A 13,120-nucleotide genomic window follows, 5' to 3' on the forward strand; every position below is an offset into this window, starting at 1 on the left:
AGCCGTATTTCGTGGAGAGGTGTTCGGTGCGGGGGCACTTTGAGTGCAATGTTCGACGGCGGCGCCACGGTTCACGGCGTGTCCGCGCCAAAGTGCCCCCGGACGGAGTCCTGGAGTCCTGGAGTCCTGGCGTAGCTGGGTGCGCGGTGGGGGAGTTGCTTAGCCGAGGGGTTCGGGCGCGGCCGGGGCCATGAGGGCGGCCAGCGCCATGCTTTCGAGCAGCGGACGGGCACGCTTCACCGCGATCCGGCGCCCGTGGCTGCGCACCGAGTGTGGTGTGGAGTTGATCAGGCCGAAGGTGGCGTGGGCGCGCATCCGCAGCTCGGCGGCTTCGGTATCGGCGTGCAGCCTGGCCAGGACCTCAACCCAGAGCTCCACGTAGTTGCGCTGGAGCGTGCGGACCTCGGCCTGGTCGTCGTCGGCCAGGTTGCTGAAGTCCTGGTCCTGCACCCGGATGACGTCGGGATTGCTGAGTGCGAAGTCCACGTGGAACTCCACCAGCCGGGTCAGCGCCACCGCGTCGCCGTCGGATTCGGCCACCACCCGCCGGCCGCCGTCGAGCAGCTCCTGGCTGACGCTCAGGAGCAGGGCCCCGAGAACGGCCTGCTTGCCGGCGAAGTGCCGGTATACCGCCGGCCCGCTGACTCCCGCCGCGGCGCCGAGGTCCTCCAGCGAGACGCGGTTGAAGCCGTCGACGGCGAACAGCGCGGCGGCCGCGGAGAGCAGCGCCTGCCGGCGGTTCTCCTTGGCCTGGCTGCGCTGGGTTGCTGGAGGCTGGGTTGAAGGGGCCTGGATAGTCTGGCTGGGTTCGGTCACCGGCACATCCCTCGTTTCACATTCCGCGTGGCCGTGCGGCTTATTTGCGCGGCCCCGTGTTGGACATCACAGTTAATAGAGACTAACCTAAATCTCAGTTATGCGGTACTAACCGAAGTGGCTGGAACGGGCGCAATGAAGGCCCCCAGCATGCAGCCCCAGCATGAAGGTCGAGAACGGAAGCAGTCAATGGAGACAATCGCCAGCCAGGTCGACGCCGCGAGCGCCGTCTACGCCGCGAACCGGGAAGCCCAGCTGGGGCTGGCCCGTGAGCTGAAGGAACGGCTCGCCACCGCCGCGCTGGGCGGCCCGGAAAAGTCCCGGGAGCGCCATGTGGCCCGCGGCAAGCTCCTCCCGCGCGAACGCATCGACCAGCTGCTCGATGACGGCAGCCCCTTCCTGGAAATCGCACCGCTCGCGGCCAACGGCATGTACAACGACGATTCACCCGGCGCCGGTGTAATCGCCGGGATAGGCCTCGTGCACGGCCGCCAGGTCCTGGTCATCTCCAACGACGCCACCGTCAAGGGCGGCACCTACTATCCCATGACCGTGAAGAAGCACCTCCGGGCCCAGGAAATCGCGCTGGAGAACCGGCTGCCCTGCATCTACCTCGTGGACTCCGGCGGAGCCTTCCTGCCCAAGCAGGACGAGGTCTTCCCGGACAAGGAGCACTTCGGCCGGATCTTCTTCAACCAGGCCAAGATGTCCGCCGCCAGGATCCCGCAGATCGCCTCGGTGATGGGTTCCTGCACCGCCGGCGGCGCCTACGTTCCCGCGATGAGCGACGAGACCGTGATTGTCCGCAACCAGGGCACCATCTTCCTGGGCGGGCCGCCGTTGGTGAAGGCCGCCATCGGCGAGATCGTCACGGCCGAGGAACTCGGCGGCGGGGACGTCCACTCCAAGATCTCCGGCGTCACGGACCACCTGGCCGAGAACGATGGGCATGCCCTCCAGATCGTCCGGGATATCGTCTCCACGCTGCCCCGGCCGGCAGTCCCCGTCTGGGACGTGGACACCGCCGTCGAACCCCTGGCGGATCCGGAAGAGCTCTACGGTGCCGTTCCCACGGACGTCAACGCGCAGTACGACGTGCGCGAGGTGATCGCCCGGCTCGTGGACGGCAGCCGCTTCCACGAGTTCAAGAAGAACTACGGCACCACCCTGGTCACCGGTTTCGCGAAGCTGCACGGCCACCCTGTCGGCATCGTGGCCAACAACGGGGTGCTCTTCAGCGAGTCCTCGCTCAAAGGCGCCCACTTCATCGAACTGTGCGACCAGCGCGGCATCCCGCTGATCTTCCTGCAGAACCTCTCCGGCTTCATGGTGGGCAAGGACTACGAGCAGGGCGGCATCGCCAAGAACGGCGCCAAGATGGTCACCGCCGTCGCCACCGCACGGGTCCCCAAGCTCACGGTGGTGATCGGCGGCTCCTTCGGCGCCGGCAACTACTCCATGTGCGGGCGGGCCTATTCGCCGCGCTTCCTGTGGATGTGGCCGGCCAGCCGGATCTCGGTGATGGGCGGCAACCAGGCCTCGAGCGTGCTCGCCACCGTGAAGCGGGACCAGTACGAGGCGCGCGGGGAGGAATGGTCCGCCGAGGACGAGGAAGCCTTCAAGGCCCCGATCAAGGCCCAGTACGAGGACCAGGGCAGCCCCTACTATTCCACCGCCCGCCTCTGGGACGACGGCGTGATCGACCCCGCGGACACCCGCACCGTCCTGGGACTGGCGCTCGACGTCGTCTCCCGCACCCCGCTGCCGGAGACCTCCTTCGGCCTTTTCCGGATGTGAGCCAGCAGTGACTATTTCTTCGCCGACTACAAACTCCCCGAAGCCCCTCTTCGGAACCGTCCTCGTGGCGAACCGCGGCGAGATCGCCTGCCGCGTGATCCGGACCCTGCGTGCCCTGGGCATCCGTTCGGTTGCCGTCTATTCCGACGCCGACGCCGGCGCCCGGCACGTGCGCGAAGCCGACCTCGGGGTGCGGATCGGCCCGGCTGCCGCCGCCGAGAGCTACCTCAAGATCGAGGCCATCATCCAGGCCTGCCGCGACACCGGTGCCGAGGCCGTCCACCCGGGCTACGGTTTCCTGAGCGAGAACGTCGACTTTGCCCGCGCCCTGGAAAAGGCCGGCATCACCTTCATCGGTCCCGGCGTGGAATCCCTCAATGTCATGGGGGACAAGATCCGCTCCAAGAATCACGTCGCGGGCTACGGGGTTCCCGTGGTTCCGGGCATCGCCGAACCCGGGATGACGGATGCGCAGCTGATCGAGGCCGCTGCCGGCGTCGGCTTCCCGCTGCTGATCAAGCCCTCCGCCGGCGGCGGCGGCAAGGGGATGCACATTGTGGAACGCCCCGAGGAGCTGGAGGCCACCCTGGCCACGGCCCGCCGGGTCGCGGCAAGTGCCTTCGGTGACGACACCCTGTTCCTGGAGCGGCTGGTGCTCACGCCGCGGCACATCGAGGTGCAGGTCCTCGCGGACAACCACGGCAACGTCATCCACCTGGGGGAGCGCGAATGCTCGCTGCAGCGCCGCCACCAGAAGGTCATCGAGGAAGCGCCGTCGCCGCTCATTGAGGCCATGAACGACGGCGGCGCCACCCGCGCCCGTCTCGGCGAGGCCGCCTGCAACGCCGCGCGCAGCGTCAACTACTCCGGCGCCGGCACCGTGGAATTCCTGGTCTCGGACAACGCCCCGGACGAGTTCTTCTTCATGGAAATGAACACCCGGCTGCAGGTCGAGCACCCCGTCACCGAGATGGTCACCGGCATCGACCTCGTCGAATGGCAGGTCCGGATCGCCGCCGGCGAGGTGCTCACCGTGGCGCAGGACGACGTCGTGCTCAACGGCCACTCGGTGGAGGCGCGCGTCTACGCCGAGATCCCGGAACGGAACTTTCTGCCGTCCGGCGGCGAGGTGGTGCTCCTGGATGAGCGGGGCACGATCTTCACAGCAATGGACGATCTTGACTCCTTGACCCCGGCGTCGGCCGATCCGGCCATCCGGATCGATTCCTCGCTGCTGGAGGGACTCGAAATCTCCAGCGACTACGACCCCATGGTCTCCAAAGTAATTGCCTGGGGGAGCGACCGCACCGCTGCGCTGGACAAACTCGATACAGCCCTCGCCCGGTACACGGCGCTGGGCATAGACACCAACGTCGAATACCTGCGCCTGCTGATCAACGACGGCGACGTCCGCGCCGGCCGGCTCGACACCGGCCTGATCGAGCGCAAAATGCCGGACTTCACCTTCCGCCGGGCCGGCGATGCCGAACTGATCGCCGCGGCCATGCCATTCTGGGTCCTGGCCGAGGCGCCGCCAGCGGTGGGATCGCCCTGGGACACCACCACCGGCTGGCGGCTGGGCGCGCCCGCGCCGTGGAGGATGAGCTTCGGCGTTCCGGGCGGCGGGATCGCCACCGTGGCAGTCACCTGGCTGAGCAACACGGATCTCGGGCGCGCCCGGGTGCGGGTCAACGGCGGACCGGATCATCTCGTGGTGGTCATCGGGCTGTCGAGTGACGATGTTTATCTGGAGATCGACGGCGAGGAACTGCGGTTCGCGCAGGTGGCGTCCTGGCGGGACTACCCACGGGAGGACTACCCGCCGGAAGGCAATCCGCAGTTCGTCTATCTGGGCAACGAAGGCTGGTCCTGCCGGCTGGAGCCGCTGAGCCGCGAGGCGAGGCTGGCCCGGATGCTGGCCGCGATCGAACGCGACGAGGGCGCCGCAGACCCGGAGGTGCGCTCGCCGATGCCCGGCACTGTGGTGTCCGTGTCCGTGAGCAACGGCGACACCGTGGAAGCCGGGCAGGTGCTGCTCTCGGTGGAGGCCATGAAGATGGAACACCAGCTGGTGGCGCCGCTGGACGGGACAGTGCACGTCAGCATCACGTCCGGCGACCTGGTCAAGGCGGACCAGGTCCTGGCCACCATCCACGCTCCCGTTCACGCGCCGGAGCCGTCCAAGGCCGAGGACACGATCGAGGAAGCCGTCATCGCCATGGGCGCGGCGGAGTAACAGTCGCCCCACAACAGGCTCGGCAACAGAGCCAGGCTTTCAGCACCAGACCACAGACAAAGCGGTACAGGCAATCAGTACAGACGAAGGAGTCACCCCCATGGCAGATTTTGAACTCAGCGAGGAGTACCAGGACCTCAGTAACACCGTCCGCGAATTCGCGGACGACGTGGTGGCCCCGGTCTCCGCCAAGCACGACGAGGAGCACAGCTTCCCCTACGAGGTGGTGTCCCAGATGGCAGACATGGGCCTGTTCGGCCTGCCCTTCCCGGAGGAGTTCGGCGGCATGGGCGGGGACTACTTCGCCCTGGCGCTCGCGCTCGAACAGCTGGGCCGCGTGGACCAGTCCGTCGCCATCACCCTCGAGGCCGGCGTCTCGCTCGGCGCCATGCCCATCCACCGCTTCGGTAACGACGCCCAGAAGCAGGAATGGCTGCCGCTGCTGGCCTCCGGCAAGGCGCTCGCAGGCTTCGGCCTGACCGAGCCGGAAGCCGGCTCCGACGCCGGCGGCACCAAGACCACCGCTCGGGTTGAAGGTGGGGAGTGGGTCATCAATGGAAACAAGGAGTTCATCACCAACTCCGGCACCGACATCACCAGGCTCGTCACCGTCACCGCGGTGACCGGCCAGGAGGAGCGTCCGGACGGCAGCATCAAGAAGGAGATCTCCACCATCCTGGTGCCCACCAACACCCCCGGCTTCAAGGCGGAGAAGGCCTACAACAAGGTCGGCTGGAACGCCTCGGACACCCACCCGCTGACGCTCAACAATGTCCATGTCCCGGAAGCCAACCTGCTGGGCACCCGGGGCCGCGGCTACGCCAACTTCCTCTCCATCCTCGACGAGGGCCGCATCGCCATCGCCGCCCTCGCCGTCGGTGCGGCCCAGGGCTGCGTGGACCAGTCGGTGAAATACGCCAAGGAACGCAGCGCATTCGGGCAGAACATCGGCAAATACCAGGCCATCGCGTTCAAGATCGCCCGCATGGAAGCACGCGCCCACACGGCCCGGCTGGCCTACTACGACGCTGCCGCCCGGATGCTCGCCGGCAAGCCGTTCAAGACCCAGGCCGCCATCGCTAAGATGGTCGCAGGCGAGGCAGCCATGGACAACGCGCGGGACGCCACCCAGGTGTTCGGCGGCTATGGCTTCATCAACGAATTCACCGTGGCGCGCCACTACCGCGACTCCAAGATCCTTGAAGTCGGCGAGGGCACCACGGAGGTCCAGCTGATGCTGATCGCCCGCGAACTCGGGCTCTAACCGGCCCGCTGGCCGCAACTTTCCACCCGGTGGTCGAGCATGTCGAGACCCCTGAAAGGATCAACGATGATTGACAAAGTTGTTGCCAGCGCCGCCGAGGCAGTGGCGGACATCCACGACGGTGCCTCGCTCGCGGTCGGCGGCTTCGGGCTCTGCGGCATTCCCGTGGCCCTGATCGATGCCCTGCACCAGCACGGCACCAGGGACCTGGAAACCGTCAGCAACAACTGCGGAGTGGACGACTGGGGACTCGGGATCCTGCTGAAGGACGGCCGGATCCGCCGCACCATTAGTTCCTACGTGGGGGAGAACAAGGAGTTCGCCCGGCAGTACCTCTCCGGCGAACTCGAGGTGGTCCTCACCCCGCAGGGCACCCTGGCTGAGAAGATGCGTGCCGGCGGGGCGGGGATCCCCGCGTTCTACACTCCGGCCGGCGTCGGCACCCAGGTGTCCGAGGGCGGGCTGCCGCAGAAGTACGACGCCGAGGGCAACATCGCGATCGCCTCGGCGCCGAAGGAGGTCCGCAGCTTCAACGGGGCCGACTACGTCCTGGAGGAATCGCTGAACCCCGACTTCGGCCTGGTGCACGCCTGGAAGGGCGACCGGCACGGCAACCTGGTCTTCCACGCCACCGCGATGAACTTCAACCCGCTCTGCGCCATGGCCGGGAAGATCACCATCGCCGAGGTCGAGGAACTCGTGGAACCCGGCGAGCTGGACCCGGAGCACATTCACGTTCCCGGAATCTTCGTCCAGCGTGTCGTACTCGCGCCGCAGGTCCAGAAGCGCATCGAAAAGCGGACGGTCGCAGCGGCGCCGTCCGGGAACACCTCCGGGACCTCTTCCGGGACCACCTCCGGCAACATCGACCAGGCAGGAGCATAACCGTGGAAACGAACAGCTCGCAGGGCGCCCCTCCCCGTCCGGAAGCCGTCCGCCACGAATACCGGCGATCCGCCGTTGAACATCCCGAAGTCAAGGGCTGGACGCGCAACGAACTGGCCGCCCGGGTGGCGCAGGAGCTGCGCAACGGCCAGTACGTGAACCTGGGCATCGGCATGCCGACGCTGATCCCCAACTACATCCCGGCCGGCATCGAGGTGGTCCTGCATTCGGAGAACGGCATCCTCGGCGTCGGACCGTACCCGCGCGAGGATGAGGTCGACCCGGACCTGATCAACGCGGGCAAGGAAACTGTCACAGTGAACAAGGGCGCCGCGTTCTTCGATTCCGCCGCCTCCTTCGGCATGATCCGGGGCGGGCATGTGGACGTGGCCGTGCTCGGTGCGATGGAGGTCGCCGCCAACGGCGACCTGGCCAACTGGATGATCCCGGGCAAGATGGTCAAGGGCATGGGCGGGGCGATGGACCTCGTGTTCGGCGCCAAGAAGGTGATCGTGATGATGGAGCACGTGGACCGGAACGGCAAGCCGAAGATCGTGGAACGGTGCACGCTCCCGCTGACCGGCAAGGGCTGCGTGGACCGGATCATCACCGACCTCGCCGTGATTGACGTCGTGGCCGAGGGCGGAAAGCCCCGGCTGGTGCTGCGTGAACTGGCCCCCAATGTCTCGGTTGAGGACGTGGTTGCGGCCACCGGTGCCGAGCTTTTCGAGGAAGACCAGGAACTGACCGTATGACAACGAACCCTGCGCCACAGCCCGGCATCGAACCCCGGGTGGTTGAGCAGCGCGGACTCTACTTCGATGAACTCGAGGAGGACGTGGTCTACGCGCACCGTCCCGGCCGGACCGTGACGGAGACGGACAACGTCCTGTTCACCACCATGACCATGAACACCCAGGCACTCCACCTCGATGCCGCCTGGAGCGCCGACCAGCCGTTCGGCCAGCGCCTGATGAACTCGATGTTCACCCTGGCCACGGTGGTGGGGCAGTCGGTCCCGCAACTGACCCAGGGCACCATCATCGCCCAGCTGGGAATGACGGATGTGTCCTTCCCGCACCCGATGTACCACGGTGACACGCTGTACACGGAGACCGTCGTGACCGGGAAACGGCTGTCCTCTTCCCGGCCGGGCCAGGGGATCGTGACCATGAAGCACACCGGCCGGAACCAGCACGGCGACGTCGTGGCCCTCGCCACGCGCAGCTGCCTGATGTGGACGCGCGAAGCACACACCGGAGCGCAGAAGGAAAACGCTGCGCAGAAGGACAACGCTGTCCAGAAAGAACGCGCGGAAAAGCGGAGAATAGACACATGAGTTTCCTGATGGGCCCTGCCCTGCTGTTCTGCCCCGCCGACCGCCCCGAGCGCTACCAGAAGGCCGCCGAGCGCTCTGACGCCGTCATTGTGGACCTGGAGGACGCCGTCGCGCCGGCTGACAAGCAGCGCGCCCGCGGCGCCATCCTGGCCCAGCTCGGTTCCACCGGCGACGTCCCGGAATTGGACCCGAGCCGGACCATCATCCGGGTCAACCCGGCGGGCACGGAGGAGTTCGAGAAGGACCTGCACTGCCTCAAGCACACCCCGTACCGGCACGTCATGCTTGCCAAGGCCGAAAGCGCAGCCCAGCTCAAGGAGCTTGAGGGCTACGGCGTGATTGCACTGTGTGAGACGGCGGCCGGGATCCTCAACGCGGCCGCCATCGCTGCCGAGCCCAATGTTGTGGGATTGATGTGGGGCGCCGAGGACCTGCTCGCCTCCCTCGGCGGCACCTCCAGCCGGACCGACGACGGCGCCTACCGTGCTGTGGCGCTGCACGCCCGCTCCGCGGTGCTGCTGGCGGCGAAGGCATTCGGCAAGGAAGCCATCGACTCGGTCTACGTCAACATCCCGGACCTTGACGGTCTGGCCGTCGAAGCCGGGGACGCCGTCGCCTCAGGCTTCGGCTCGAAGGCCTGCATCCATCCGAACCAGGTGGCGGTGGTCCGCGGTGCCTACGCGCCCTCCGAAGCCGACGTCGCAGCGGCCACGGAACTGCTCGACGCCGCCGCCGGAGCAGGAACGGGCGTGTTCCAGTACAAGGGCAAAATGATCGACGGGCCAATCCTCAAGCACGCCGAGTCCACCCTCCGCCGCGCCGGCCGCTAACTTCAGGAGGTTCGTGCCGTCGTCCCGCTGGCCACCGAAATGTGGCGAGGTGGCGGCTCCGCAGGTCTGAACCTCGTCGATTCGCCAGCAATGGCCGGATTGGCGGGCCCTATTGCGGCCATCTGCGTCGAATGGGTGCTCCGTTGCGCTCATCTCGGCCATACGCGTCAAGCGGTACCTCCGGACGGTTGCTGAAGACCTACGACAAAGGGCCAGAAGTCGTGAGACTTCCGGCCCTTGCCGCGTGCACCCTTGTCAGGCCAGGCCAGGCCAGCTAGGTCGCCGGGGCTGCCTTGACGGCGAGGATGGGGCAATCTGCCTCAAGGAGGATCTGCTGCGCGGTGCTGCCCATGATCAGTTTGCCCACGGGCGTGCGCTTCCGCAGACCGATGACGATCAGCTCCGCACGGTAGTCCTCGGCGGCCTGCAGGACCTCGTTGGCCGCGTCGTTGCCCCGGACCGGCTGAAGGATGTGGTGTTCCACGCCCTCACGTCCCAGCCGCTCTTCGATGCCCGCGATGTCGCTGCCCTGGGCATACCGTTTGTCCACCGTCGCGTCTCCGCGCGACGAGTTGATGATCACCAGAAGCGTGCTGTTCCTTCGTGCCTCTGAGATGGCACGTTCCAGTGCCGCTTCCCCTTCGGGAGTGGGCACGTATCCGACGATGATGCTCACAGTTTCTCCTGTCGTGCTCGGGCGTGGCCGGCATCGACGTTGCTGCCGGCATGTTCTGAAGCCTGGGTGCCGCCGGCTGCGGGCGCTTCGGACACTGTATTTTCCGGCCCCAGGTCCGTCCCGCCAGTGGAGACGGGTGCGGTGGCGGGCCTGGATTTACGCCACAGTTTGAGCAGCAGCGGCCAGACGAGGATGATCGCCACGATGACGTAGATTCCGACGGCGATGGGCTCGCTCCAGAGACCGGCGGGGTTGCCGGCGCTGAGCTGCAGGGTCTGGCGCAGCTGGCCCTCGAGACGCGGCCCCAGGATCACGCCGAGGATGAGTGGGAGCACGGGGAGTCCGAACCGCCGCATCATGAACCCGAGCGCGCCGAGCACCAGCAGGAGCACCAGGTCGAACGCCTGCAGGTTCACCGAGTAGGCGCCCAGCGTGGCGAAGAACAGGATTCCCGCATACAGGTAGGGACGCGGCAGCTGCAGGAGTTTGGCCCACAGGGGTGCCAAGGGCAGGTTGATGATCAGGAGCAGGAAGTTGCCGATGAAGAGGCTGGCAATCAGTGCCCACACCAGGGGCCCCTGGCTCTCGAACAGCTGAGGTCCGGGCTGGATGCCGTACCCGGTGAACGCTGCCAGCATCACCGCCGCGGTGGCATTGGTAGGTAGCCCCATCGCCAGCAGCGGGGTCAGTGTGCCGGCCGCGGATGCGTTGTTCGCAGCTTCCGGCCCGGCCACGCCTTCGATGGCGCCATGTCCGAACTCCTCGGGGTGCTTGCTGAGGCGCTTTTCCGTGACGTAGGACAGGAAGGTGGGGATCTCGGCGCCGCCGGCCGGAAGCGCACCGAACGGGAAGCCGAAGGCGGTTCCCCGCAGCCAGGGCTTCCAGGACCGCTTCCAGTCCTGCTTGCCCATCCAGGGATTCCCCACCGGGATGACGTTAAGGGGGGTCCGGCGCAGGTGGGCGGCCACCCACAGGGCTTCACCCACGGCGAAGATGGCGACGGCCACCACCACAATGTCCAGGCCGTCGGTGAGCAACGGTTGGCCGAAGGTGAGCCGCCGCTGTCCCGTGACAGAGTCCATCCCGATCAGGCCGATCGCCAGGCCCAGGCCCAGCGAGGCAAAGCCGCGGAGCCGGGAGGACCCCAGCACGGCAGTAACGGCAAGGAGAGAAAGGACCATGATGGCGAAGTAGCTGGGGGATCCCAGACTGACCGCGAATTTGACCACGATAGGTGCACAGACGGCCAGCAGTGTGGTGCCGATGGTGCCGGCCACGAACGAGCCGATGGCTGCCGTCGCCAGCGCCTGGGCGGCCCTGCCGGCCTTAGCCATCTTGTGGCCCTCGATGGCCGTGACCACCGAGGAAGACTCACCGGGCGTGTTGAGCAGGATGGAGGTGGTGGATCCGCCGTACATGCCGCCGTAGTAGATGCCGGCGAACATGATGAAAGCGCTCGTGGGCTCCAGTACAGACGTCACAGGAAGCAGCAGGGCCACGGTCATCGCCGGGCCCAGTCCCGGCAGGACGCCGACGGCGGTGCCCAGGATAACGCCGATCACGGCGTAGAGGAGGTTCATGGGTGTCAGGGCGGTGGCAAAGCCGTCCATGAGGGAGGTGAAGACGTCCATTTAGAGAATCCCTTCCAGTAGGCCGGCGGGGAGCGAGATCCCGAGGCCGAGGTAGAAGCCGTAGAAGGTCAGGAGGGACAGAGCTACGGAGATGAGGCCGTCGCGGACATAGCGCCGGCTGCCCAGGGCCAAGACGCTGCCCCAAAAGAGGACGGTCCCGGAAATGACCCAGCCGGCCCAATCGATCAGCAGGATATTGGCGATGAAGGCGGCAGCCAGGGGAAGGACCGTTTTCCAGTCCGCCGGGTGGGTCAGGTCCACATCTTCGCCGCCTTCCGCTTCGCCGTGGCCGCCACGGAGAACGTTGATGGACAGCATTACCGCGCAGATGATCAGCAGGCCCGCGACGATGTAGGGAACGGTCTTGGGTCCGACAGGGTCCGACTTGGAGTAAGGAGTGACAAGGCCGGCGGCGTCCCACAGGACGAGCCCGCCGGCCGCCCCGAGCAGGAGGGCGACCCCCAGCTCGGAGCGGCCTTTGAGTTTGGTGGCTAAGGAACTCACGCCAGCCCAAGCTTCGTCAGTACGTCGGCCACCCGCTTGTCCTGCTCGGTCAGGAAGGTCTTGAACTCATCCCCGGTGAGGAACGCGTCGGTCCAGCCCCGCGTCTTGAGGACGTCCTTCCAGGACTGGCTTCCGTGCATCTTCTCCAAGGCGGCGATCAGGGATGCCTTGTCCGCATCGCTGATGCCGGGAGGCGCCACGATGCCGCGCCAGTTGCTGAAGACCAGGTCAATGCCCGATTCCTTCAGGGTGGGGGCATCGACGCTGTCAAGACGCTTGTCCCCGCTGGTGGCCAGGACGCGGACGTCGCCGGACTCGATCTGCTTGAGGAACTCACCGGCACCGGACGCGGCGAAACCCAGCTTGTTTCCGAGGATGGCCGGAAGAAGAGCGCCGCCGCCGTCGTAAGAGACAAAGTTAACCTTCGTGGCGTCAATGCCAACGGCTCCGGCCAGCTGCATCGGCAGCAGGTGGTCAGGGCCGCCGGGGGAGGAACCGCCGCCTACGCTGATGGAGGCCGGATCTGCCTTCCACGCTGACACGAGGTCATCGATCGTCTTGTAGGGCGAATCCTTGCCGACCATGATCGCGCCCGGCTCTTCGATGAGCTTGGCCAGGGGAGTGGTGTCCGTCAGCTTGGATTCGGTCTTGTTCGTGTAGCTCGCGCCCACCACGCCAAGGCCCATCAGCATGGCCAGGTCGCCGTTGCCCTTCTCATTGACCACCCGGGCCAGCCCCACGGTGCCGCCGGCGCCGGCGAGGTTGAACACCTCGGTGTTCGTGGCAATCTTCTCGTCGTCGAGAACCTTCGCCGCCGCCCGGGCGGTGGTGTCGTAACCGCCGCCGGCGGTGTTGGGGACCAGGATCTGCAGCCCCGTCACGGGGCCTGCAGCGGCGCCGGAGCTGGCGGGAGCGGTGGTGCTCTTGGTGGTCGCACCGCAACCGGTGGCCATCAGGGCGATGCCGGCAGCGACGGCGGCAATTCGCAATGCGCGGATCTGGCGCATGGGTGTTCCTCTTCTCAATAAACTGACCAGCAAATCTGACTGGTGATCTGATGCTAGGTGCGGAAGTGATAGGCATCACTCTTGTGTAACCAGAGAAAGTTAAGTTCATTGCGTTCATATTTCCGGTTTCCAACA

The 13,120-nt window shown here is 66.6% G+C and carries 12 protein-coding genes; 7 read left to right on the forward strand and 5 right to left on the reverse strand.

The features are described from left to right. Positions 1–159: 159 nt before the first annotated feature. Positions 160–816, reverse strand: coding sequence for a TetR/AcrR family transcriptional regulator (locus ACQCSU_RS18595; RefSeq protein ID WP_426976709.1), 657 nt, complete (start codon positions 814–816; stop codon positions 160–162). A gap of 189 nt (positions 817–1,005) precedes the next feature. On the opposite strand from ACQCSU_RS18595, the gene ACQCSU_RS18600 reads away from it, so the two are divergent. From ACQCSU_RS18600 to ACQCSU_RS18630, 7 genes are all read left to right on the forward strand, one after another. Beyond that, positions 1,006–2,613 carry a carboxyl transferase domain-containing protein gene (locus tag ACQCSU_RS18600; protein ID WP_426976710.1) on the forward strand — a complete coding sequence of 536 codons (1,608 nt, stop codon included), beginning with the start codon at positions 1,006–1,008 and terminating at the stop codon, positions 2,611–2,613. A gap of 7 nt (positions 2,614–2,620) precedes the next feature. Further along, a complete protein-coding gene (locus ACQCSU_RS18605) occupies positions 2,621–4,849 on the forward strand; it encodes a biotin carboxylase N-terminal domain-containing protein (RefSeq protein WP_426976711.1) in 2,229 nt (742 codons plus the stop codon). Positions 4,850–4,949: 100 nt separating this feature from the next. Beyond that, complete coding sequence (locus tag ACQCSU_RS18610) at positions 4,950–6,113, forward strand: acyl-CoA dehydrogenase family protein (protein WP_426976712.1); 1,164 nt, start codon at positions 4,950–4,952, stop codon at positions 6,111–6,113. A gap of 66 nt (positions 6,114–6,179) precedes the next feature. Continuing rightward, positions 6,180–6,998: a CoA transferase subunit A gene (locus ACQCSU_RS18615; RefSeq protein WP_426976713.1), complete on the forward strand. Its 819-nt coding sequence runs from the start codon at positions 6,180–6,182 to the stop codon at positions 6,996–6,998. 2 nt (positions 6,999–7,000) lie between these two features. Beyond that, positions 7,001–7,753 carry a CoA transferase subunit B gene (locus tag ACQCSU_RS18620; RefSeq protein ID WP_426976714.1) on the forward strand — a complete coding sequence of 251 codons (753 nt, stop codon included), beginning with the start codon at positions 7,001–7,003 and terminating at the stop codon, positions 7,751–7,753. Then, a complete protein-coding gene (locus ACQCSU_RS18625; RefSeq protein ID WP_426976715.1) occupies positions 7,750–8,337 on the forward strand; it encodes a MaoC family dehydratase in 588 nt (195 codons plus the stop codon). Before ACQCSU_RS18620 ends, ACQCSU_RS18625 begins: the two co-directional genes overlap by 4 nt. Next, positions 8,334–9,167 (forward strand): HpcH/HpaI aldolase/citrate lyase family protein, encoded by an 834-nt coding sequence (locus ACQCSU_RS18630; protein ID WP_426976716.1) that lies wholly within the window; start codon positions 8,334–8,336, stop codon positions 9,165–9,167. Before ACQCSU_RS18625 ends, ACQCSU_RS18630 begins: the two co-directional genes overlap by 4 nt. 274 nt (positions 9,168–9,441) lie before the next feature. Here ACQCSU_RS18630 and ACQCSU_RS18635 read toward each other — a convergent pair whose 3' ends face one another. The 4 genes from ACQCSU_RS18635 to ACQCSU_RS18650 are packed head-to-tail and all read right to left on the reverse strand — an operon-like array spanning position 9,442 to position 12,985. After that, positions 9,442–9,843, reverse strand: coding sequence for a universal stress protein (locus tag ACQCSU_RS18635; RefSeq protein ID WP_426976717.1), 402 nt, complete (start codon positions 9,841–9,843; stop codon positions 9,442–9,444). Continuing rightward, a complete protein-coding gene (locus ACQCSU_RS18640; protein ID WP_426976718.1) occupies positions 9,840–11,474 on the reverse strand; it encodes a tripartite tricarboxylate transporter permease in 1,635 nt (544 codons plus the stop codon). The genes ACQCSU_RS18635 and ACQCSU_RS18640 overlap by 4 nt, the downstream gene beginning before the upstream one ends. After that, positions 11,475–11,978: a tripartite tricarboxylate transporter TctB family protein gene (locus ACQCSU_RS18645; RefSeq protein WP_426976719.1), complete on the reverse strand. Its 504-nt coding sequence runs from the start codon at positions 11,976–11,978 to the stop codon at positions 11,475–11,477. It lies immediately after the preceding gene. Further along, positions 11,975–12,985 carry a Bug family tripartite tricarboxylate transporter substrate binding protein gene (locus ACQCSU_RS18650; protein ID WP_426976720.1) on the reverse strand — a complete coding sequence of 337 codons (1,011 nt, stop codon included), beginning with the start codon at positions 12,983–12,985 and terminating at the stop codon, positions 11,975–11,977. The genes ACQCSU_RS18645 and ACQCSU_RS18650 overlap by 4 nt, the downstream gene beginning before the upstream one ends. Between the last annotated feature and the right edge of the window lie 135 nt (positions 12,986–13,120).

Source organism: Pseudarthrobacter sp. O4 (genome assembly GCF_050157025.1).
Taxonomy (GTDB): domain Bacteria; phylum Actinomycetota; class Actinomycetes; order Actinomycetales; family Micrococcaceae; genus Arthrobacter.